The sequence below is a fragment of the Streptomyces durocortorensis genome (genome assembly GCF_016901035.1).
GTDB lineage: Bacteria > Actinomycetota > Actinomycetes > Streptomycetales > Streptomycetaceae > Streptomyces > Streptomyces durocortorensis.
In genome coordinates this window covers 1-1,779 of sequence record NZ_JAFEUF010000067.1, presented here as the reverse complement: position 1 = coordinate 1,779, position 1,779 = coordinate 1, and the positions used below count along the sequence as shown (strand labels likewise).

At 75.3% G+C, this 1,779-nt stretch carries 1 protein-coding gene and 1 pseudogene; one reads left to right on the top strand and one right to left on the bottom strand.

Going from position 1 to position 1,779, the window contains the following annotated elements; translation table 11 throughout:
• Nucleotides 1-145: 145 nt before the first annotated feature.
• Nucleotides 146-313, bottom strand: a pseudogene (locus JS521_RS37215) (ArsR/SmtB family transcription factor); the annotation flags it as partial.
• A gap of 649 nt (nt 314-962) precedes the next feature.
• Between JS521_RS37215 and snpA the strand changes: the two are divergent.
• Nucleotides 963-1,619, top strand: a complete 657-nt coding sequence (gene snpA, locus JS521_RS15400) for a snapalysin (RefSeq protein WP_205083555.1) — start codon at nt 963-965, stop codon at nt 1,617-1,619.
• The last annotated feature ends 160 nt before the right edge of the window (nt 1,620-1,779 follow it).

Below are 1,779 nucleotides of genomic sequence, written 5' to 3'. Positions count from 1 at the left end.
AGGGGGGCGGCGCCCCCCCGGGGGGGGGGGCCCCCCGGCGGGGCGGGTCACGGGGGGGCGGCCCCCGGCGGCGCGGGCGGCACGGGGGGGGCCGGGGCCCCCCCCCGGGGGGGGGGGGGGGGGGGGGCCCCCCCCGGCCCCGATCCTCGACGGTGACCAGCCCGGCTTCGTTGAGCAGGTGCAGATGTCTGCTCACCGCGGGCCGACTGATCGGGTGCCGGGCTGCGAGGTCGACGACCCGGGCCGGGCCGGAGACGAGTGCGCGCAGCAGGTCACGGCGTACGGGGTCGGCCAGTGCGATGAACGGGTCCACTCCTCATTGGTAACTCATAGGTTACCAATCTGCAAGTTCTCGGCTGCGAGGAGCGCCCTCGCCGCAAGGCCGCTTCCGTCGTTCAGGCAATCGCGGCGCGACCGGCGAGACCGGTGCCGACGATTCGCGCGACGCCCGCAGCCGCCGTTGAACCCGATGGTCTTGCCGCCCCTCTGGCGGTTGGTTCCGAACGGGCGGACTTCCGAACGGGCGGACTGCGGCCTCCGCCGGGCACCGTACGGCCGTGGCACCCCACGCATCACCCGCGGCTCCGCCGGAGCTCACCGGCTTCCCCGCCAACCGTCCGGCGCAGAGTTCGTGGAGTCGAGACACCGACCCGTGGGCGGGTGCGCTGCACGAGGGGGCCGAGGTCCCACGCGGGCCGGCGCCGGGGCGGAGGATCGGTGGCGCGGGTGACGGCGACGGCCTGTCGGACCGTCAGGACCGCGAGAGGACCCGGGGGGTCGCGGGGACGGTCCCGGCGGTACCCGTCCGGTCGGGACGGGCGATAGGGCGGTGCAATCGCGAGTTGGCATCATCCCCGGCAGCCGCCCGCACCCTCACACTCTCCTCGTACCGCCCCGCGCCCCGTCCGCTGACCGGACAAACCCGAGGACGCGGGTTCACCGGACAGTAGGAGAAATCCCCCATGAAACACGTCTCGACTGCCACAGTCCGCGCCCTTGCGGGCCTCGCCCTCGTCGCCGCGCTGGGTGCGGCTCCCGCGGTCTCCGCCGCTCCCGCTCCTTCCCTCTCCACCCCCGCCGGCATTGCCGCGTACAACGGGTCGGGCGAGAACGCCGCCGCGAACCGGGCGTTCTTCGACGCGGTCATGAAGTCGGTCGCCGAGAAGCGGGCCGCCAACCCGGGGGCCCAGGCCGTCACCGTCACCTACAGCGCGGCCTCCGCCCCCAGCTTCCGCACCCAGATAGCCAACAGCACCCGCATCTGGAACAGCTCGGTCTCCAACGTCCGGCTCCAGGAAGGCTCCAGAGCCGACTTCACCTATCGCGAGGGCAACGACCCGCGCGGGTCGTACGCCTCGACCAACGGACACGGCCGGGGCTTCATCTTCCTGGACTACCGGCAGAACCAGCAGTACAACTCGACCCGCGTCACCACGCACGAGACCGGGCACGTGCTCGGCCTGCCCGACAACTACTCCGGCCCGTGCAGCCAGCTGATGTCCGGCGGCGGCCCCGGCCCGTCCTGCACCAACGCCCAGCCCGACGCCGGCGAGCGGGCCCGGGTCAACCAGCTCTGGCAGAACGGTCTCGCGGCCGCGCTCGCCCGGCCCGCTTCCTGATCGGTCGAGCCGGCACGCCGACCGGCCCGAGCTGACTGCTTCACCTGCACGATCGGGGGGGGGGGGCGGCCCCCGCCCCCCCCCCCCCCCCCCGCCCCCCCCCCGGCGCGGCCCCCCCCCCCCCCCCCCCCCCCCCCCCCCCGCCGACGGCGCCCGGCCC